Origin of the sequence: Mesorhizobium escarrei (genome assembly GCF_935825525.1) — a bacterium.
GTDB lineage: Bacteria > Pseudomonadota > Alphaproteobacteria > Rhizobiales > Rhizobiaceae > Mesorhizobium > Mesorhizobium escarrei.
The window spans coordinates 25150-44797 of sequence record NZ_CAKXZT010000119.1 but is presented as its reverse complement, the minus strand read 5'-3'; the positions used below and the strand labels follow the sequence as shown (position 1 = coordinate 44797).

At 62.9% G+C, this 19648-nt stretch carries 18 protein-coding genes; 10 read left to right on the top strand and 8 right to left on the bottom strand.

Annotated elements, in window-relative coordinates:
* Positions 1-9: 9 nt before the first annotated feature.
* Positions 10-483: a L,D-transpeptidase gene (locus tag NMG80_RS11605; RefSeq protein ID WP_254018371.1), complete on the bottom strand. Its 474-nt coding sequence runs from the start codon at positions 481-483 to the stop codon at positions 10-12.
* A 301-nt stretch (positions 484-784) separates the two neighbouring features.
* Between NMG80_RS11605 and NMG80_RS11600 the strand changes: the two genes are divergently transcribed.
* Both NMG80_RS11600 and NMG80_RS11595 read left to right on the top strand, forming a co-directional pair.
* A complete protein-coding gene (locus tag NMG80_RS11600) occupies positions 785-946 on the top strand; it encodes a hypothetical protein (RefSeq protein WP_254018211.1) in 162 nt (53 codons plus the stop codon).
* Positions 947-1211: 265 nt separating this feature from the next.
* Positions 1212-1379: a hypothetical protein gene (locus NMG80_RS11595; protein WP_254018210.1), complete on the top strand. Its 168-nt coding sequence runs from the start codon at positions 1212-1214 to the stop codon at positions 1377-1379.
* Positions 1380-1418: 39 nt separating this feature from the next.
* On the opposite strand, the gene NMG80_RS11590 is transcribed toward NMG80_RS11595, so the two are convergent.
* Positions 1419-2105 carry a response regulator transcription factor gene (locus tag NMG80_RS11590; protein ID WP_254018209.1) on the bottom strand — a complete coding sequence of 229 codons (687 nt, stop codon included), beginning with the start codon at positions 2103-2105 and terminating at the stop codon, positions 1419-1421.
* 46 nt (positions 2106-2151) lie between these two features.
* On the opposite strand from NMG80_RS11590, the gene NMG80_RS11585 reads away from it, so the two are divergent.
* Together NMG80_RS11585 and NMG80_RS11580 are read left to right on the top strand one after the other, a co-directional pair.
* Positions 2152-2931, top strand: a complete 780-nt coding sequence (locus tag NMG80_RS11585; protein WP_254018370.1) for a response regulator — start codon at positions 2152-2154, stop codon at positions 2929-2931.
* A 57-nt stretch (positions 2932-2988) separates the two neighbouring features.
* Entirely contained in the window at positions 2989-5076 is a 2088-nt protein-coding gene (locus tag NMG80_RS11580; RefSeq protein WP_254018208.1) for a PAS domain S-box protein, read from the top strand.
* 128 nt (positions 5077-5204) lie between these two features.
* Here the strand turns inward: NMG80_RS11580 and NMG80_RS11575 are convergent, their stop codons facing one another.
* On the bottom strand, positions 5205-5615 hold the full coding sequence (locus NMG80_RS11575) for a hypothetical protein (protein ID WP_436798589.1): 411 nt from the start codon (positions 5613-5615) through the stop codon (positions 5205-5207).
* Positions 5616-6092: 477 nt separating this feature from the next.
* On the opposite strand from NMG80_RS11575, the gene NMG80_RS11570 reads away from it, so the two are divergent.
* On the top strand, positions 6093-7295 hold the full coding sequence (locus NMG80_RS11570; RefSeq protein WP_254018206.1) for an aromatic ring-hydroxylating oxygenase subunit alpha: 1203 nt from the start codon (positions 6093-6095) through the stop codon (positions 7293-7295).
* A gap of 421 nt (positions 7296-7716) precedes the next feature.
* Here the strand turns inward: NMG80_RS11570 and NMG80_RS11565 are convergent, their stop codons facing one another.
* Positions 7717-9126 carry an aminotransferase gene (locus NMG80_RS11565; protein ID WP_254018205.1) on the bottom strand — a complete coding sequence of 470 codons (1410 nt, stop codon included), beginning with the start codon at positions 9124-9126 and terminating at the stop codon, positions 7717-7719.
* 313 nt (positions 9127-9439) lie between these two features.
* Between NMG80_RS11565 and NMG80_RS11560 the strand changes: the two genes are divergently transcribed.
* Genes NMG80_RS11560 through NMG80_RS11550 form a run of 3 tightly spaced genes read left to right on the top strand, consistent with a single transcriptional unit; the run spans position 9440 to position 12338 of the window.
* Positions 9440-10357, top strand: coding sequence for an ABC transporter permease (locus NMG80_RS11560; protein WP_254018204.1), 918 nt, complete (start codon positions 9440-9442; stop codon positions 10355-10357).
* 24 nt (positions 10358-10381) lie between these two features.
* A complete protein-coding gene (locus NMG80_RS11555; RefSeq protein WP_254018203.1) occupies positions 10382-11206 on the top strand; it encodes an ABC transporter permease in 825 nt (274 codons plus the stop codon).
* 58 nt (positions 11207-11264) lie between these two features.
* Positions 11265-12338: an ABC transporter ATP-binding protein gene (locus NMG80_RS11550; RefSeq protein ID WP_254018369.1), complete on the top strand. Its 1074-nt coding sequence runs from the start codon at positions 11265-11267 to the stop codon at positions 12336-12338.
* On the opposite strand, the gene NMG80_RS11545 is transcribed toward NMG80_RS11550, so the two are convergent.
* The 4 genes from NMG80_RS11545 to NMG80_RS11530 are packed head-to-tail and all read right to left on the bottom strand — an operon-like array spanning position 12302 to position 16233.
* Positions 12302-13612 (bottom strand): flavin monoamine oxidase family protein, encoded by a 1311-nt coding sequence (locus NMG80_RS11545; protein ID WP_254018202.1) that lies wholly within the window; start codon positions 13610-13612, stop codon positions 12302-12304. The two genes, NMG80_RS11550 and NMG80_RS11545, sit on opposite strands and share 37 nt — an antisense overlap.
* Positions 13609-14691 (bottom strand): ABC transporter substrate-binding protein, encoded by a 1083-nt coding sequence (locus NMG80_RS11540; RefSeq protein WP_254018201.1) that lies wholly within the window; start codon positions 14689-14691, stop codon positions 13609-13611. The genes NMG80_RS11545 and NMG80_RS11540 overlap by 4 nt, the downstream gene beginning before the upstream one ends.
* Before the next feature lie 24 nt (positions 14692-14715).
* Positions 14716-15432 carry a transcriptional regulator BetI gene (gene betI / locus NMG80_RS11535; protein WP_254018200.1) on the bottom strand — a complete coding sequence of 239 codons (717 nt, stop codon included), beginning with the start codon at positions 15430-15432 and terminating at the stop codon, positions 14716-14718.
* Between the two features lie 6 nt (positions 15433-15438).
* On the bottom strand, positions 15439-16233 hold the full coding sequence (locus NMG80_RS11530) for a class I SAM-dependent methyltransferase (RefSeq protein WP_254018199.1): 795 nt from the start codon (positions 16231-16233) through the stop codon (positions 15439-15441).
* A 217-nt stretch (positions 16234-16450) separates the two neighbouring features.
* Here NMG80_RS11530 and NMG80_RS11525 point away from each other — a divergent pair, with 217 nt between their 5' ends.
* Complete coding sequence (locus tag NMG80_RS11525; RefSeq protein WP_254018198.1) at positions 16451-18070, top strand: phytoene desaturase family protein; 1620 nt, start codon at positions 16451-16453, stop codon at positions 18068-18070.
* Positions 18057-19622 (top strand): phytoene desaturase family protein, encoded by a 1566-nt coding sequence (locus NMG80_RS11520; protein ID WP_254018197.1) that lies wholly within the window; start codon positions 18057-18059, stop codon positions 19620-19622. Before NMG80_RS11525 ends, NMG80_RS11520 begins: the two co-directional genes overlap by 14 nt.
* Positions 19623-19648: the final 26 nt, after the last annotated feature.

Genomic DNA, 19648 nt, shown 5'->3' with positions numbered 1-19648 from the left:
CTTGGCTATCTATTTGATGATGACGATCCGGGTGTTGGCCGGACCGAAAATCTCGACAAGCTGGTAGAAATCGGCGGCGTTGTCCGGATGCAGCCGCACGCAGCCATGCGAGGCCGGCCGTCCCAGGCGCTTGACGAAATTGGTCGCATGTACAGCGTAGCCACCCTTGAAGAAGACCCAATGCGGCATCGGCGCGTTGTCATATTTCCTCGAATACCACATCTGGTGCATGCGGGTCGGCTTGAACGAGCCGGTCGGGGTGACATGCCCCTTGCCGCCGGTCGAGACTTTCCACGCGAAGGTCGGCCGCCCGTCGACGAGGACTTCCATCGTCTGCTGCGAAAGCGAAATCCGCGCCACGATCTGATTGGCGGCCCGATTGGCGGCATGGGCAACGCCGTTGCCGGCGCCGAACAGAAGAACCGTGCCCGCGGTGACGGCGGCAGCGATGTTGATGAGCTTGGCGGAAATGGCAGTGTACATGATATCCCCCTGTCTGCCGGGCATGGCCGACTCCAATTCGATGACTGGCTTGTCGTTGGGTCACGTTTCGAATTGATTTCGCGCGGCGGACGTTTCTGTTTCGTATCTGTTTGCTCTGGTTAACGGCCGGAAGCCGATCCGAGGGTTTCGCAGGGGCATAACCTTGGGGCAACGCCCTCGGGGTTGAGCTGAGCCGGCCCTGCGCACGGCAGTGCCATCTCCGAGTCGAAAGCGCGGTTTCGCTCATTGGAAAGAAACTTGGCTCGAAACCAATCGGCAACAAAGCGCGGACTCGAGCGGCATGATCTGGATACAGGCCACCCGCAAAGTTGACCCAACGAAAACAGCCGGCACAAACGAAGATGAACATCAGTCGAACGCGATCTCCCGGCTGTTCAGGATAAGCATTGCCGCAGCGTTTATTGGCGGCGCCGGCACCTTCGCCGGCAGCCAGACGACCTAGCTTGCGGGGATGACTTCAGGCGAAGTTTCGACGCTGCATGCCGCACTGTTTTTCGCCACGGTCTAGATCGTGTCCAGCCTGCGCATAACCGGCTCAAGGCCCTCTGGCGGGTCGGTTTTGGGCTGAAGAAGATGCGCGGCACCTCCGGCAACTTGCAGCCGTGAGGACCGAAGGCCCGCGCCGCAACGGGGGGCTCCGCTGGCGGCGCGGGCACTTCGGGGGTTTCCCTGAAGCGAACCTAAAACCAAATTTGGGGACGAAAACGATGAACACGAAATTTGCAGCTTCGGTGCTTTCCGCACTGCTCTACGCACAGGGCCTGCTCGGCTTTGCCGGCCTCGCCACCGTGCTTCTTAGGGATCGTGCTCATGCGAGCGAATTCATCGCGGGCAGCGAAAGGCCGTCAGGTCCATCGCTTCTTGTCGTGCGCTGAGCGCCTGGGCCTGTGGACAATACGGTGAGGGGCTCGGCCTCAGTCGGCGAACTGCGTCGGCGGATCGAACCGGTAGCCGGCGCCACGTATGGTGGTGATGGTTTCGGTGTCGAGCTTGCGGCGCAGCCGCACGATGCGCGAATCGATCGAGCGATCGAAGGCATCGGCATTTTCGGCGGGCGCGGCGGCAATGATGTCGTCGCGCGTCAAGACCTTGCGCGGACTGGCCAGGAACAATCTGAGCAGCGCCACCTGACCCGGCGACAATTGTTCTTCCGTGCCGGAGCGATGCATGACCATGGCCGACCGGAGGTCGACCGTCGCGTTCTCCAGCACGACCAATTCCCCGGCGTTCCTGCCGCGCCGTGCCAGCAAGCCGCCGATACGGGCGGCGAGTTCCCTGACATTGAGCGGGCTCTCGACGACGTCGGCGGCGCCGAGTTCAAGCGCCAGCACCTTGTCGACGAGATCGGCCGGCCGGCAGATCAGGATGAAATCCGGCCCGCCCTCGCCGCCATGGCGCTTGAGCAGATCACGCCCTTCCGCCTGGCTGAGGCTGTCGCCGACGACGACGACATCTATGCCCTTCCCGGAAAGCAAGGATTCGGCCTCCCACGGCTGCCGCACTGCGCGCACGTCATGACCGCGCCGTTCGAGATGGTCGGCGAGATCGGCTGCGACCACTTCGGCGACGGAAACAAGCGCGATGATGGATCGTGCAGCCATTTTTTTCCACCCTGCAACCGGCAACCCAAGATGAGTGCTGGACATGATGTTTATACCCAATCTACTTTCCTCTGAAAGTGGGAGCGAGAGCATCGTGCGGGCACGAATTGTCGTCGTCGAGGACGAGCCGGATCTGCGGGACGCGGTTGCCGAGTATCTCGGCGCCAGCGGCTACGACGTCGCTACGGCCGAGAGCGCCAGCGCAGCGCGAACCTTGCTGGAAACGCAGTCGTTTCACCTGGCGATCCTCGACATCGCCATGCCGGGCGAGGACGGCCTGTCGCTTGGCCGCTGGATGCGCTCGAAAACGCCGATCGGCATCATCTATGCCACTGCCGCCGGCACCGCGCTCGACCGCATCGTCGGGCTGGAACTCGGCGCCGACGACTACATCGTCAAGCCTTATGAATTGCGCGAGGTGCTGGCGAGGGTCCGCAGCGTGCTGCGCCGCGTGCCGCAGCCGGCCGAGCCGCAGGGCGCCAAGGCCGAAACAACTGCCAACCGCCGTTTCATGAGCTTCGGCCCTTTCCATGCCGATCTTGACGGCCGGTTTGTCACCGGCGCCAATGGGACGGTCATCGACATGGCCAAGAGCGAGTTCGACGTGCTGGAGGTCTTCCTGACGCGTGCCAACCGCTTGCTGACGCGTGCGGCGATCTCCGAGGCGATCGGCTTCGTGGAAGATCCTGACTCCTCACGTGCCGTCGATATCCGCATCATGCGGCTGAGAAAGAAGATCGAGGCGGACCCGGCCAATCCGAAATTCCTGCGCACAGTCCGCGGCGAAGGTTATATCTTCTCGCTGCCGACCGGCGAAGGCAACTGAGCGGCGCGACCACTGGCAATCACTCTCGGTGGCACGACTGTGATATGACGGCTGACCATGACGGCTGAAGCAGCACGCAGCGATATGCACGGCGGCAGGCAGGGCGCGGCGATGGCCGCTGTTCACGTCGTTCGCCGGCTTCGCGAAGCTGGCGACTGGCAGCGCGAGATGGCCAGCATCCTTGAAACGCTCTGCGGGGCCATGGATTGCCAGCGCGGCATCCTGTTTCGGCTGCGCGAGCTGCCCGGCCAGGGCTTTGCCCAGTCGGTGGCGGCCTACTGGATCGACCCCCGATATGGTGGCGAACTGGCATCGCCGACGGTGATTTTGCAGTCGGTTGTCAATTCGGATCCACTGCTGGAACGGTTGGCGGAGGACGAGCGGCAAGGCAAGATCTTCGCGGGACACACGCGCGACCTCGAAGGCTTTCTGAGAACCGACTTCGAAAAGCAGCACATCAAGTCGTTCCTGTCGGTGTCGGTCTTTGCGCATGGCCATTTGTGGGGCACGCTGGCGGTCAACGACTGCGTCAACGAGCGCGAATGGACCGACGAGGAAGAGGCAACGCTGCACATCGTGGCGCTGGCCATCGGCGACGCCATCGAACGATCGCTTTCCGATGCCCACGCCAGCGAAGTCATCCGCCGCACCATGCTGCAGGCCTCGCTCGACGCCATCATCGTCATCGACGAGACCGGTTCGATCATCGAATTCAATCCCGCCGCCGAAAAGATGTTCGGCTATCAGCGCAGCGACATCCTCGGCAAGGACCTGCTCGACACTGTCGTTCCGGACTATTATCGCAAGGGCTATGTGTCGGGCGCCGAATACATGTCGGGCCGCGGCGCGCCGATGGTCGGCCAGCGGATCGAGACCGTGACCCAGAACGCGGCCGGCGAGGTTTTTCCGATCGAACTGACGGCGACCGAGATGCGGGTCGCCGACCGCCGCCTGATCTTCGGCTCGATCCGCGACCTGCGCGACAAATTGCGCGCCGAGGAGGAGATCGGCCGCCAGCGTGAAAAGCTGCACCAGAACGAGAAGATGGCGGCTATGGGTTCGCTGCTTGCCGGCGTGTCACACGAGCTCAACAACCCGCTTGCCGTGGTCGTCGCCCAATCGACTTTGTTGCACGAGTTCGCTTCAGACCCGCAGACCAAGGTGCGCGCCGAAAAGGTGCGCGCCGCTGCAGAGCGTTGCGGCCGCATCGTCAAGAGCTTCCTCTCGATGGTTCGCCTGCATCCGGCGTCGCAGGCCGAGACCGACCTCAACCAGGTGGTCCGTGCGGCACTCGAAGTGACTGCCTACGGCGCCAGGTCGACCGGCATCATTATCGATACCGATTTCGCCAGCGGTCCGCTGCTGGCCATGGCCGACGCCGACCATGTGACGCAAGTGGCCGCCAATTTCCTCATCAACAGCCAGCACGCACTGGCCGGCATCGGCGGCGACCGGCTGATCAAGGTTCGCACGTTTCGCAGCGATCGCGGCAATCCCTGTTTCTCGGTCGAGGATAACGGGCCGGGCGTGCCGGAAGCGATACGGCCTCGCATCTTCGAATCGTATTTCACCACCAAGCCGGTCGGCGTCGGCACCGGCATCGGCCTGTCGATCTCGAAATCGATTATCGAACGGCACAATGGCAATGTCTGGTTCGAGGAAGTTCTGCCGAGAGGCGCCCGTTTCGTCGTTCAGTTGCCGGCGATCTCCGGCAGCGCGGCCGCCGCCGGCGAAAGCCCGTCGCGCTCGAGCGGATTGCGCCATGCGCTGATCATCGACGACGAGCCGGATGTCGCCGCCTCGCTGTCCGACATTCTGGAGTTGATGGGCATCAAGTCGCGGATCGTGCCGGGCTGGGCATCGGCCGCCGCGACCTTGTCCGGCCATATGCCGCCAGACATCGTCTTTTCCGATCTGCGCATGCCCGGCACCAGCGGCATATCGATCTATCGCGAACTGCTCGCCGAGAAGCCTGATCTGGCGCGGCGCTTCGTTCTGGTCACTGGCGACCTGATCGGCGCGAAGGCCGAAATCGAGGCATTGCCGGCGCCACAGCGGCCGCAGATCCTGGAAAAGCCGTTCAGCACGCTGGACGTGCGCGGCGTGCTGTCGGCCATTGCCGAGCAGGCCGCATTGGGCAGCTAGAACTTCGGACTGGTGGAAAACGGTTTTTGAAAAATCCGGTGCTCAAACAAAGGGCCACGTCCAGAGAAAAAAGACTCCCGACCGATGCGGCGGGAGCCTGCCTGAGCACTGGAGGGTCGCTCAGAGCATCAAAAAACGTTCGGCGTATGGGTCAGCGGCGCGGCATTGGCGATCACGCGGACCGCGCGCGCCTTGTGAATGCCGGATTGCTCGGCAATGACGCGCAGGCAGTCCGCGCTCTCGGCGCCCCAGGCCTGCCCCTTGCAGACAAAATCGATCTCCGGCATCGGCAGGCGCGCGGTCTTGGTCGTGGTCGGCGCGCCCTTGACGATGTTTGCCGGCGGGTTCAGTGAAGCAAAGGCGGGACCAACCGGCGGCGCGAACGCCATGCCGGCGAACGCGGCGGCGCCCAGCACCACGAACAGCGCCATTGGATGGTCGTTGGCGCGCTGGCGCAGCGCCAGCTTCGGTCGCCGATCGTTGCGCTCCGGCGCTTGCAGGCGGCGGTCATTGCAGCCAGTCCGGATTTTCATATACATCGCGCTTCCCTTCGTCGATTTTCTTTTTCTGTGGAAACGAATAGCCGCACTTTGTAACGAGCCAGCGATGGCGCGTATCCGGCAATGTAACGGGGAAGAAACCTTCTATTTTGCCGGTAGTTCGAGCGGCCAGTAAGCGGCAAGAGCGCGCTTCAGCCTCGCTGACGCCGCGAGCGAAAGCGCACTGGCGGACGTCGGCAGATCTCCGAAACAGGTTGAGCCTCGCCGGCAATTTTTCAGCTTGGGGAGTCTTGTTTCCAGATCAGCTGTTATGGCCCACGCCTAGAAATGGGGTGTCGATACGAACCCTGCTAACACCCGGAATTTTCGGGATTTCTCCAGCGTTGGGCGTTTGAATTTGGAGCAAAAGTGCCGGAGGATTCTGCGCCAAGAATCTACCACACATCCACAAGCCATTGCATTTAAATGCAAAATGTGTTTTTATTGAATGACCATTCAACAAAAGAAGAGCCTCTCATGAACCCGCACCTGCGCGACGTGGCGATCCCCAGCAAGTGGGACCGGCGGGGCCTGCCGGGTTGGAGTTATCATTCCGACGCCGTGCTCGAACTCGAGAAGGAATACGTCTTCCGCAACCACTGGCAGATCGCCGGTCACGTCTCCGATCTGCCGAACGCCGGCGACTATCTGACCATGGACGTGGTCGGCGAGCGGGCGCTCATCGTGCGCGGCAGGGACGGCGTCGTGCGCGCCTTCAACAACATGTGCCGCCATCGCGGCAGTCGCGTCGTCGCCGACAGCCAGGGCACCTGCAAGAACGCTCTGGTCTGCCCTTTCCATGGCTGGGTCTATAATCTCGACGGCACGCTGCGGGGCGCCGCCCGTCCGCGCTCCTTCCCCGATCTCGACAAGACCGAATTCGGCCTGATGCCGCTCGATCTCGAGATCTGGATGGGTCTCATCTTCATCCGCTTCCGCAAGGGCGGCCCGCAGCCGCCGGTGGCCGAGCTGCTGAAGCCGATCGAGGCCGAGATCGCCCACTATGGTGTCGCCGAGATGGTGCCGTCCTGGGGCATCTGGAGCCAGAAGAGCCCGGTCAACTGGAAGTCGGTGCGCGACGTCGACAATGAAGGCTACCACGTCGCCATGGCGCATCCCGCATTGCAGGACCTTTATGGCGCGACCTATTTCGACGAGCCGTTCATCAACGGCGTGTCACGTTCCTTCGCCACCTACAATCCGCATGCCGGGCGGCGCTGGAGCGTCGGGCAGTACATCAAGATCGCGCCCGAGGCGAAGCATCTGCCCGAGCACCTGCGCAAGGCCTGGATCTATTACGGAATCTTTCCGAACAATGCGCTGTCGATCATGCCGGAATCCGTGCAGTTCTACCAGGAGTTCCCGCTGTCGACCGGCAAGACGCTGCTGCGCGGCGCCATCTACCGCTACCCCGACGAGACCAGGGAGCAGGCGGCGGCGCGCTATCTCGCCTACCGCATCGATCGCGACACCATGAACGAGGATGTGCAGCTTTCCGTGTGGTCGAACGAATCCATGCTGTCGGAAGCCTTTGAGGGTTTTTATCTCTCGGATCTCGAATATGGCGTGCGCACCCACCACGACCATCTGCGCCAGCAAATCCCGGTGCTCGGGCTGGAAACGGCGCCCGAGGAAAAAGATATCTGGGCGCTGAATGAGGCGCTGCGGTCGCGGTCGTAGGACCAAGCTGTTTCTGCCACGCTGGCGATTGGCAAAAACCGTCGATGAGAGCGCCCCTCTCCCCGTCACTATACCTATCGGATTCACACATCGCAAAAATCGACTCAGGATCAATAACTTAGATGACCATCGGTGTTGGAAGCGCCGGATGCAGCGCGCGACCGCCGACGTTGAAAAAACTCGCTTTTCCAGCACGTTCCCTCGTGATCGATCAATCTCGGCAGAGATGTGTGAACATGATAGGTCACTATACGGGGAGAGGATGCCGGCAGGCAGGTGAGGGGCAGCACTGAGCTTGCGACGGTATCTTTTTAGACAGGCAGTAACTTGCTAGACTGTGCTGAGAGACTAATCGCCAACATCGGCGTCGCCCCTCATCCGCCTGCCGGCACCTTCTCCCCGTAAACGGGGAGAAGGAAGCTCACCCCTGCCACACCCCTTCTTTCCTCAAATCGTCCATTGTCCGCGAAATGCCTTCGCGCAGGATCGCCACCATGTCGTCGATCTGCTCGCGAATGATGATCAGCGGCGGCGACATCACGCACATGTTGATCAGCGGCCGGACCAGCAGGCCAAGCTCATGGCAATGCGCATCGATGCGCTTGCCGACATCCTTGTCGAGCTGCAGCGGATCCTTGCTTTCGCGATCGGCGACGCATTCGACGCAGCCCATCAGCCCCAGGCCGCGCACCTCGCCGACCAGCGGCACCTCCTCCAACGTCTTCAGTTGCGCCTGAAAATACGGCGCGACTTCTCGCGCATGCGCGAGCACGCTGTCTTCGAGGATATCGAGGTTCCTCAGCGCCACCGCGCAGCCGACCGGATGGCTGGTGTAGGTCAATCCGTGGCCGAACATGGCGTCCGGATGGTTCGAGCGGCGTAGTTCTTCCAGCAGCCGCTCCGAGATAATGACGCCGCCGAGCGGGAAGTAACCTGACGTCACACCCTTAGCGAAGGTGATCATGTCCGGATCGATGCCGAAGACGTCGCCGGAAGCAAACACATGACCAAGCCGGCCGAAGGCGGTCACCACCTCGTCGGAAACATAGAGGATGTCGTTGTCGCGGCAGATTTCGCGGATGCGCGTTAGATAGCCATCTGGCGGCACGATGACGCCGCCCGATGCCTGCACCGGCTCACCGACGAAAGCGCCGATCCTGTCGGCGCCGACGCGGGCGAGCGTATCGCGGAATTCATCAACCAGGAGATCGGCGAAGGCTGAAATGCTCATGCCGGCCGGGCGGCGGAACGGATCGGGCGAGGACAGCTTGACGACCAGATCGTCGGCACCGTCCATCCAGTCGCGTGTCCGCGGGCGCCCGTTGAGCGAGGCCGACAGATAGGTCGAGCCATGATAGGCGCCGCCCCTGCTCATGATCAGCTTCTTTTCCGGGCGGCCGCGGACATTGTTGTAGAACTGCATGAAGCGCAGCGCCGTCTCCACGGCCGAGGAGCCGCCGGTGGTGAAGAAGACATGGCTGAGGTCGCCGGGCGCATGACCGGCGATGCGCATGGCGAGTTCCGCAGACGGCGCGTTCATCGTATACCACGGAGTGTTGTAGGACAGCGCCATCGCTTGATTGTACATGACCTTCGCGAGCTCCTCGCGGCGGTGGCCGATATTGACGCACCACATGCCGGCCGGCCCGTCGATCAGCTTTTTGCCGGTGCCGTCAGTGATGTAGATGCCGTCGCCCTCGCCGATCAGGGCGCGCGCCTCTGCGCCGACCGAGCCGGCGAACGGCCAGGGCTGGACGAGATGGCCCTTGGCCAGCTCCACGGCATCGCCAGGCCCAGCCGTTTCCGCCCTCAAATCTCTTGCAGCCGCCATCTGTCGCCTCGCATCCTTTCATCGCAAATTTCTTCGGACACGAAACTTGGCGCCAAGCGCCGGAAAAACCGGCGTTCCTCGCCATATTTTGAATGTCCGTTCAATCAATATTGCAGAAATAGCGCTTGATTTCAATCCACGGATGCGCGCATGATGAAAGAAAGCCGGCAAGCGGGACGCGATCAGCGATTGCGTCCTGGGCATTGAATTGGGAACAAACAGCCGGTGCGCTAGCAATGGGACGCCGCATGCCAGGACAATGCGCGCCAGCAACCGAGATTGCGCTTCGGGCCGCCCTGCCCGAGGGCCTGCAATGACGGCGGCTGCGGAAGGATCGCCCTCATTTGGCATGATGCGGGCCAGGCGAAATGCCCTTCTGCAGTCCGAACCCGTCCAGGGCCTTGCCCTGATCAGCCCGACTTTCCTCTACGCGCTGGTGCTTCTGGTCCTGCCGATCCTGGTGGTCGTCGCCCACTCGTTCTGGACGCAGAACTACCTGACCATCGATCGCAGCTTCACGCTGGAAAACTACCGCGCTGCGCTGACCGAGCCGATCTATCGCGACCTGCTCTGGCGCTCGCTCTACATCTCAATGATGGTGAGCTTCTTCACGGTCGTGCTCGCCTATCCGATCGCCTATTTCATCTCGTTCCACGGCGGCCGCCACAAAAGCCTGTGGCTGTTCCTCATCACCATCCCGTTCTGGACCAGCTACCTGCTGCGCGTCATGTCGTGGAAGGTCATCCTCGGCTACAACGGCGTGCTCAATTCCGGCTTGCTGGGGCTTGGCATCATCGACGAGCCGTCGACGGCGCTGCTTTACAATTCGAGCGCCGTCATCATCACGCTGACCCATGCCTGGGCGGCCTTTGCCATACTGCCGATCTTCGTCTCGCTGGAAAAAATCGACCGCACGCTGATCGAGGCGGCCAAGGATCTTGGCGACGGTCCCATTCGTTCCTTTCTGCGCGTGACGCTGCCGCTGTCGGCGCCCGGCGTCATTTCGGCGGCGCTGATCGTCATGATCCCGACCGTCGGCGACTATGTCACGCCGAAGCTTGTCGGCGGCAAGGACGGCGTGATGATCGCCAACGCCATCCAGGCGCAATTCGGCAAGGCCTCCAACTGGCCGCTGGGTGCGGCGCTTTCGGTCACCACGATGCTGATCGTGACGCTGATGGCGGGCGCCACCGTGGTGATCATCCGCGCTGCCCAGAGGTTGGCGCGATGAGGCTTGTGCGATGAGGCTGGCGCGATGACGGCGATGCGGCGCTTCCTGGCCAGCGGCTGGCTGTCGGCTTATGCGTTTGTCTACGTCGTGTTCCTCTATCTGCCGGTCATCTTCCTGCCGATCTTTTCGGTCAACAGCGCCGCGACGCCGAAATTCCCGCTCTCCGGCTTCACCCTCAAATGGTACCAGGACCTGCCGCGCAACCCGGCGCTGCTTGAAGCCGCCTGGAACAGCCTGGTCGTCGGCGTATCGGCCGCTATGCTCTCCACAGTGCTTGGCATCCTCGCCGCCCGCTCGATCACGCGCTATCGCTATCCAGGCCGTCGCGCCATCAACGGCCTGATCATGGCGCCGCTGGTGCTGCCCGAAATCATCGTCGCCATCTCCATGCTCCTGGTGATATTGCAACTGGGTTTGAGCCTGTCGCTGTTCACCATCGTGCTCGGCCATGTGCTGATCTGCGTCCCCTATTCGATGACCGTGCTGACCGCCGGCTTCGAAGGCTTCGACCGCAGCCTGGAGGAGGCCTCCGCCGATCTCGGCGAGAGCGCCTTCGGCACCTTTAGACGGGTGACGCTGCCGATGGTGGCACCGGCCATCATTTCCAGCCTGCTCGTCTGCTTCACCATTTCGCTCGACGAGTTCATCATCGCCTTCTTCCTGACCGGCACCGAGGCGACACTGCCGATCTATATCTGGGGCCAGTTGCGCTTCGCCTCGAAGCTGCCCGGCGTTCTGGCGCTGGGGACGCTGCTGCTGGCTGCCTCCTTCCTGCTGATGACCATCGCTGAAGTCCTGCGCCGCCGCGCAGCAAGACGCACCCAGAACGAGGGAGGCCTCCATGCCTGAGCGGCGCCAAACCGAACCACCTCACGCGGCCGAACGATCCCAGCAAACCGAACGCCCGATGATCGAGATCCGCGATGTCACCCGCTTCTATGGTTCGTTCAAGGCGCTGGACGATGCCTCGCTCACCATCAAGGAGGGCGAATTCTTCTCGCTGCTCGGCCCGTCCGGCTGCGGCAAGACCACCTTGTTGCGCATGATCGCCGGCTTCGATAACCCGACCAGCGGTTTGATCTCAGTCGACGGCCAGTCGATGGAGGGCATCCCGGCCAATCGCCGGCCAACCAACATGGTGTTCCAGAGCTATGCGATCTTCCCGCATCTCAATGTCGAGCAGAACGTCGCCTATGGGCTGAAGCGGTTGAGGCTCGAACGGTCGGAAGAAACGCGCCGCGTCGAAGAGGCGCTGGCCCAGGTGTCGCTGACCGGCCTCGGCAAGCGCCTCGCCACCGAGCTGTCCGGCGGCCAGCGCCAGCGCGTGGCGCTGGCCCGTGCGCTGGTGATGCGCCCGAAAGTGCTTCTGCTCGACGAGCCGCTGTCGGCGCTGGACAAGAAACTGCGCGAGCAGATGCAGGTGGAGTTGCGCCGCCTGCAGCAGGCGGTCGGCATCACCTTCGTCCTGGTCACCCACGACCAGTATGAGGCGCTGGCAATGTCGGACCGCATCGCCGTGATGTTCGGCGGCAGGATCGCGCAGGTCGCCTCGCCCAAGGAGATCTACCAGCGCCCGGTCAACCGGCAGGTCGCCGACTTCCTCGGCGGCATGAATTTCGTCAAGGCCGAGATCGTCGAGGAGAGCGGCGCTTCGCTGGTCGTCGACACGCTGGGCTTCGGCCGCGTCAACACCGACAAGCCGAAGGCTTTCGTCCGCAATGGCGGCGCCGCCACGCTCGGCATCCGCCCAGAGCGTCTGCGCGTATTGTGGGACAACGCGACGGCGAAATTCGAAGTGGCCGGCAAGGTCGTCGAGCGCCATTACTTCGGCGAGATCACCCATCTGATCGTCGAGATACCGGGATTGGAAAAACCGCTGTCGGTGACCGAAACCAACGATTTCGGCGCCGATGACATCCCGGTCGGCACCTCGATCCGCCTCGCCTACGACCCCGAGGCGCTGGTGGCGATGGCAGATTGACGTCCCGAGATGATCTTTCGTGCAGCGATGCGCCCCGCCACAACAGCGCCTTCGATATAGCCCGGGAAAGACGGTGACAGTTCGGACGCGGCGAAATGCAGTGGCGGCGCGCCGGCCAGGATGATGCGCTCGGCGTCGGTCGCCGTCGCATCGATGATGAGGTCGCTGTAACCGCCGCCACTCCAGCGGTCATGCGTCCAGTCGCGATAGCTGAAATCGAGCATGTCGGCGGCCTCGGCGCCGAGCGCGTCCTCCAGCCTCGTCGTCACCTCGGTGCGCAGTGCCGCATCGCCGAGCTCACCCCAGCGCAGGGCCAGCGGCCCGCCGACGAAGACGACCAGCGCGGCATAACCGTCGTCCTTGCTGGCGTCACAGGCAAACAGCCCTGGCAGGTCACGCCACATCACCACACCGCTCAAGCCTCTTGCTCGCCAGAAGGGTCGGGGATAGCGCACCAGAACTTTGATCACCGCTCCGCTTTCCCAGACGCCGAGCGCCGTTCTCAGGCCCGCCGGCAGCGGCGGTGCAAAATCCAGCTTCGAGGCCATCATCGGCGGCACGGCAACCAGCGCCGCCCGTGCTTCGACCGCTCCCCTCGCCGAAACCAGGCGAACCCCTTTCGACCGGTGCTCGATGGTCGCAACCGGCGTGCTCAGCCGCACACGATCGCCAAGATCGCCGGCCAGATCGTCGGCCAGCGACTGCATGGCTTCGCGCACGAAATATTGCAGTTCCGAAACCTCGTTGGTGATGCGGCGGTCGTTGTCGATCAGATGCCACAGCGGCAGTTTTTCGAGCGCCTGGCACCACAAGCCCTCGATCATCGAGCGGAAGGCCGCCTTGGCCTGTTCGGCATCATGCTGGCGATCAAGCCATGCCGCGACGGTCAGTCCAGCGATGGCAGGATCATCCGGCGCGATCGCATTCATGCGGTCGCGGATCGCCATCGAGGCGAGATAGGTTCGGTCGGCTTCCGCCTCGCTCATCCGCGGCTGCGTGACGAATTCGCCCTCGACATAGGTCTCGACCAGGGTCTTGCCGCGCGCCTGCAACAGCGCCATCAATTCCGGCATGTCCTGGCAAAGGAATTGGCCGCCGCTGTCGATCCGCTCGCCGAGCCCGTTCCGCCTGGACTCCACGCGCCCGCCGACGCGATCGCGCGCTTCGAGCAGCAGGAAATCGATGCCGGCTTTCTTCAGCTCATGCGCGGCCGACAGACCGGCGAAGCCGGCGCCGACAATGACGATTTCGGTTCTATCGATCCCGCTTCTCAATAGCCGGCCTTGATCTTCTCGAACTCGGCGATCATCTTGAGCTTGAGATCCGAGGGAACCGGCGCCTGGAACAGCGTCTTGTCGACGAATTTCTGCACGTCGTCGTAGCCCTTTTCCTTCAGCACGGCCTGATCGACGCCGGCCATGCCCTTGGCATTGGCCTGGCCATAGCCCCAGTCCTTGACCAGGACGTCGGCAACTGCCGGATCGTTTACCGCGTTCAGATAGTCATAGGCCTTGTCGATATTCCCCGGCGCATCCTTGAACAGCACATAGCCGCAGACCCAGGTCGAGATGCCTTCGTCGGTGTCCTTCTTCGCCTTGATCGGCACACCGGCGGCGACCGACTGCACCGCCGCGTCGTTCCACGCCCAGGCGAGATCGACCTCGCCGCCGCTCAACAGCTGGACGATATCGGTGGAGTCGGTCCAGTAGGAGAGAACATTCTTGTGGACTTCACGCAGGAAGTCCGACGCCTGTTTGAACTGGTCGGCCGTCATCTTGGTCCAGTCCTTGAGCCCGATCGCCAGGGAAGCCAGCGCATATGCATCGTCGACGTTGTCGCCGATCGAAACCCTGCCCTTGAACTTGGGATCGGCCAACGCCTTCAGCGATTGAACGTCCTTCTCGTCGACCTGGTCGGAATTGTAGGTAAGCTGCGTATTGCCCCAGTCCCAAGGCATGAACCAGGCCTTGCCGTCGGCGGTAGTGGTCAAGTCCTTCATCGCCATGATGCCGGGATTGAGGTCTTTCCATCCTGATATTCTCGAGGTGTCGAGCGGCTGCAGCAGACCCGCCTCGCGCCATTTCACCACGCTTTGCGAGCAGGGATGGCCGAGATCGGCCTTGAAGCCGGAGCGGACTTTTGCGAACGCCTCTTCCTCCTCGCCAAAAAAGGTGAAGGTCGGCGAATCGCCATGCTTCTCGACGTATTTCGGGTGGAAACCGGGATCCTCGTAGCCGGACCAGTCGAACACGATCAGGTCCTTGTCCGCGGCAACAGCCAGCGCTGCGACCGAGGCTGCCAGCGTCCCGGCCAGTGCCAATGTCAGTGTCAGACGTCGGGTGATATGCTTCATTGCTGTTCCATCCTCTTTTTGATTTCATGCCGTCTTGACGTCGCCGACCGTTGGCCACGGATAATGCTTTGGAAAGGCAGCCGACAGGAATTCGTTCGCCGCCTGCAGTGCGGTTTCGCGGGTGACGTTCTCGGTGCCCATCATCAGCCGCAGCCACAGCCCTTCCAGCATGGCACTGAGCGCCAGCGCCATGACCTGCGGCTCATAGGCATAGCCGCCGCCCTCCTTCAGCGTCGCGCAAAGGTCGATGAATATCTTCTGGTAAGCCGCATCGCGCGCGCCGCACAGCGCCTGATAGGTCGGACGCGACTTGGCCTCGCCCCAGAAGGCGCACCAGGCGGCCAGCTTGCGCTTGTTGCAGATCGAGCGATCGAAATCGGCGGCAACCAGAGCCCGCAACTGGCGGGCAGGATCGTCGCCAGCCCTGGTGAAGGCGGCGCGCCAGTGCGCGGCGTATTCGTCGGCCATGTATTGCAGCGTTGCGACGAGCAGCTTCTCCTTGCTCTCGAAGTGGAAGTTGACAATTCCGCGCGACAGGCCGGCGCCATCGGCGACATCGGCCATCGTCGTCTCCGAATAGCCGCGCTTGGCCAGCGAATCGATTGTCGCCTCGATCAGCTGCAGTTGCCTGACCTCCTTAGACGCCTTGCGCCCGCGCTTTTCGGATTCGCTTTTCCGCGCCGATTCAGGGAGGGCCTCTCTGGCCTCTGCTGTCTTCATGGGCGTGATTGTCTCCAGCATCGCCGGCTATCCAACCGGCTTTCGACCGCGAAGATGAGTGGGACGGTGCTCGCCGCTGTCAAGAACCTTCTGCATGGCTTCCCAGGTTCGTATGTTCTTGTCGACATAGGCCGCCCCGACCGCAGCCGCAACCGTAGGGTAGAGCGGACCTTTGAGACGGCTCAGTTCCTCGCGCGCGACCTCGCGATACCAGGGATTGCGGTCCTGCACAGTGACGTCGGCAAAGCCTGCCCGGCGCATCGCCGCCGCATAGCGGGCTGGCGACGCCATGGCGAAGGACAGGCCTTCCGCCGCGACATAGACCTTCATGTCAGGCGACGGCTCGCCGTCATGCGAAATCATCCAGTTCGAGGCAGCGAAGACACCGCCCGGCTTCAGAATACGGAAGATCTCGGCAAACAACGCATCCTTGTCGGACACGTGCAGCAGCGCATCCTTGGAGAAGACGACGTCGAAGGAAGCATCGGTGAAGGGCAACGGCCCGGGCGGCGTCTGGACGAAGTTGGCGCGATCGGAAAGCCCGCGTGCCGCCGCCCTTTGCCTGGCCGCCTCGATCACCGGCCGCTCGACATCGAACCCTGTAACGTGGGCAGCGCCATGGCGCTCGAGCAGATGCAGCGTTATGCCGCCGGAGCCGCAGCCAATGTCGAGGATCGACTTGCCGTTGAGCGCAACACCCTCGACGATCCGGTCGACCTCATCCGGCCCGCCCGGCGACAGGTAGCCGTCGCCCCACAGCGCCTCGAGGAAGCGGATGGCGGTGTCGTCATATTCCGGCTCGGCATCTGGCGTTTCGATCATCGGACCTCAGTTCCAAGCCCATTCGAATAGTGGCAAAACCTAGCGCATGGCGGCGAAAACGCAACATCATTTGTTGAACATTCATTCAAAATGGCTGGACAAAACGGCGACGGCCATGGCAAATTCCGCGCCTTCGGGGCCGATCACACGCGGCGCCATGCACAAATAAGACTTGGCCACAAATGAAAGAGTGGGCACAAATGAAGACTGGGCCACAATGAAATCCTGGGATGCGATCGTCATCGGCGGCGGGCACAATGGCCTGGTCAATGCCTGCTACCTGCAGCGCGCCGGGCTCGACGTGCTGGTCGTCGAGAAGAACGGGTGGGTCGGCGGCGCCGCCACCAGCCGCGAATTGACGCCCGGCTTTCTCTATTCGAATTGCTCCTATGTCTGTTCCCTGTTTCGCCCTGAGATCATGCGCGATCTCGAACTGCCGCGCTTCGGCCTGCAGGTGATCTCCTATGAGGGCGGAGCGGTGTTCACCAGGGATGGCGACTATCTCGCCAACTACCGCGACCACGATGCTCACCGGCGCGAATTCGCCCGCTTTTCCAGGCGCGACGCCGAAGCCTATGACCGTTATGCGCGCGACGTGACGCGGCAATGCCGCTTCATCCAGCCGCTGTTGATGCGCACCGCGCCCGATCCGACCAGTTTTCGGCCACGCGATCTTGGCGAGCTTCTGTATCTGGGCAAAAAGTTCGCCGGGCTGTCCGCAGAGGAAATGGCGCTGACGCTGCGCTTCTGGACCATGTCGATTTCGGACTTCCTCGACGAGTATTTCGAGACCGACGTCATCAAGGCGAATTTCGCGCTGTCGGGCATCATCGGCACCGCGCTCGGCCCGATGTCGCCGGGCACCGCCTATGTGCTGCTGCATCACTATATGGGCGAGGTCGACGGCTCGGTCGGCGCCTGGGGCTATGCACGCGGCGGCATGGGCGCGGTCACCAAGGCGCTCGCCGCTTCCTTCCAGGCCTCGGGCGGCACCATCCGCACTGGCGCCGAGGTCGACCATGTGACGATCCGGCGCGGCAAGGCCAGGGGTGTGGTACTGGCCGGCGGCGAAGAGATCCACGGCAAGCTGGTCGTCTCCAATGCCGACGTGAAACGCACCTTCCTGAAACTGGTCGAGGAAAAGGAACTGCCCGACATCTTCCTGCGCCGGGTCAGGAACTTCAGGATTCGCGGCTCGTCGGGCAAGGTCAACATCGCGCTCGATTCACTGCCCGAATTTCCGGCGCTGCCGAAGGATTCGCCGGTCTATCGCGGCGACATGCATTTCACCGATTCGATGGAGCGCATGGAGCGCGCCTATGACGACTGGAAGGCCGCGCGCTGGTCGGCCGACCCTTTCCTCGACATGGTGATCCCGACGACGCTCGATCCGACCATGGCTCCATCAGGCAAGCATTTCATGAGCTGCTTCGTGCAGTACGCGCCACCGAAGGTGAACGGCGGCGACTGGACCGACGCCGACCGCGATGGTTTTGCCGAAAGCGTGATTGCCCAGATATCAGACTATTCGCCGGGTTTCCGCGACCGCATCGTCCATATGGAGGTACGCACGCCGCGCGAGATCGAGGCCGAGGTCGGCCTCACCGAAGGCAATATCTTCCAGGGCGAGCTGACCTTCGATCAGTTGCTGTTCAACCGGCCGGTGCCGGGCTACGCGCAATACCGCTCGCCGGTCGCTGGGCTCTATATGTGCGGCTCCTCGACCCATCCCGGCGGTGGCGTCATGGGCGCGCCTGGCCGCAATGCAGCAGCCGAGATCCTGTCCGATCTCGCCAAGCCGACCAAGCATATGAGCCCGGCCCATGACGTCATTTGACGCAATCGTTGTTGGCGGCGGCCATAACGGCCTCGTCTCGGCCGCCGTTCTGGCCAAGAGCGGCCGTATGGTGCTGGTGCTTGAGGCCGCCGGCAACGTTGGCGGTGCGTCGCGTACCGAGGAATTCGCACCGGGCTTTCGCGTCTCGTCGATCGCCCATCTGCTGAACCGCCTGCATCCCGATGTGGTGAAGACGCTGGAGCTGGAAAGGCTCGGGCTGCAAATCGCGCGTAGCGACTTCGTGCCGTCCGTGGCACTGTCGACAGACGGCCCGCCGCTTGTCCTGCATGGCGCCTATGGCGAAGTGCTGACCGGCGCCAGCTCCACCGGGCAGACCGCCTGGAAGGACCTGCGCGCGCAACTGCTGCGCTATACCGGCATCTTGAAGCCGCTCCTTGCGCGCCGCCCGCCCGATCTCAGCGGCATGTCTCTCATCGATACGGCATCGCTTGGCCAGACCGGGCTGGCGTTGAAAAAGCTCGGCAAGGAGGACATGCGCGATTTCCTGCGCGTGCTGTTGATGAACGTTTCCGACCTGCTCGACGAGCAGCTTTCCGACGACCGGCTGAAGGGCCTGCTCGCCTTTGATGCCACGCTCGGCTGCCATCTCGGCCCGCGCTCGCCGACCTCGCTGCTCGGCCTCTACTATCGCCTGGCGGGCGAGTCCGGCGGCGCTGCCGGCGCGCAAATCCTGCCGAAAGGCGGCATGGGCGCGGTCGTTTCAGCCATCCGCGCAGCGGCGGAAAAGGCTGGCGTGACCATCCGCACCAATACGCCGGCGGCAGGGATCATCGTCGAGAAAGGCCGAGCCGTCGGCGTCGCACTGGCCAGCGGCGAGGAAATCCGGGCGAGAACGATCGTTTCCGCCATCAATCCGGCGACCACTGTTTTCGACCTTGTCGGGCCGCTCGAGATCGACACCGGCTTTATCCGAAAAGTAAAGAACATCCGCATGAAGGGCGATGCGGCGAAGCTCAATCTGGCGCTCGACCGGCCGCCGCAATTCGCCGGTGTCGATGCCGCCGGCCACAGAGGCCGTCTGGTCATCGCCCCCTCTCCCGATCATGTCGAGCGCGCATTCAACCCGTCGAAATACGGCGAGTTCTCACCCGAGCCTGTCATGGAGATCACGCTGCCGAGCCTTACCGATTCGTCGTTGGCGCCCGACGGCGCCTGCGTGCTGTCGGCTGTGGTGCAATATGCCCCCTATGCGCTGAGAGAGGGCTGGACCGCCGGCAGGGGCAAATTCCTCAACGTGATCATGGCTCAATTGGAGACCTATGCACCGGGAATCGGGAAGACGGTTCGCCATGCCGAGCTGCTGACGCCGGCCGACATCGAGGCGCGCTACCGGATGCCGGGCGGTCACTGGCATCACGGTGAACTGCAGGCCGACCAGATGCTGGTGTCGCGTCCTGTCTCCGGCTGGTCGGGCTACGACACGCCGATCGACGGGCTGTTCCTCGCCGGCGCCGGCTCGCATCCGGGCGGCGGTGTCTCCGGCGCGCCCGGGCTGAACGCTGCAAAACGTATCATTGCGATGAAGGGATAAGGGAATGTTTCAGCCGATCGACGCTG